Origin of the sequence: Dubosiella newyorkensis (assembly GCF_001945605.1) — a bacterium.
Taxonomy (GTDB): Bacteria; Bacillota_I; Bacilli_A; order Erysipelotrichales; family Erysipelotrichaceae; genus Dubosiella; species Dubosiella newyorkensis.
Genome location: NZ_MPKA01000138.1, coordinates 1 through 588 on the forward strand (window position 1 = coordinate 1; position 588 = coordinate 588).

Annotated in this window: 2 protein-coding genes; both read left to right on the plus strand. The window is 41.5% G+C overall.

The genetic code is table 11. From position 1 onward, the window contains the following. Positions 1 to 195 (plus strand): hypothetical protein (locus BO225_RS11450; protein WP_233120335.1); only part of this gene is annotated, 195 nt, incomplete at its 5' end. Between the two features lie 80 nt (positions 196 to 275). Continuing rightward, positions 276 to 588: IS3 family transposase (locus BO225_RS11455; RefSeq protein ID WP_143356843.1), on the plus strand; the 313-nt coding region annotated here is incomplete at its 3' end.

Genomic DNA, 588 nt, shown 5'->3' on the forward strand with positions numbered 1-588 from the left:
TTCGGAGTCCATGACACAACAATTGGAGGATGGGTAAAAAGCTATAAAGAGCATGACGATCAAGTCATTGTTCGAGGGTCTGGCAACTACAGCAGCGATGAAGCCAAAGAGATCGCCCATCTTAAAAAACAGCTCAGAGATACCCAGGACGCGCTCAATGTATTAAAAAAAGCGATCAGTATACTCGGCAAATAACAGCTCGTATCCTCTATCGATCGGTTCGGGAATACAAAGAGAAACATCCCAAAGCATCGGTAGCGGGTATACTGGCAAAATTGGATAAGAGCACTTCCGGCTACTACAAGTATTTAAGATCAAAACCATCCAAGACAAAAGTCCGGCGGGAAAAAACAAAAAAAGCAATCGTCAAGATCTACAACGATTCGCACCAGATCTATGGCTCTCCCAAGATTGCCGTGATCCTCCATAAGCATGGAATCAAAGGATGCCAGAAGTATGTCTATTCGATCATGAAAGAAGCCAATATCAAACCGAAATATCTGAAACACAAGATAAAAACGACCATATCTAAAGGGAATGATCGAAAACTTCACAATCTTCTGAAAAGACAATTCAATCCAAAAGATC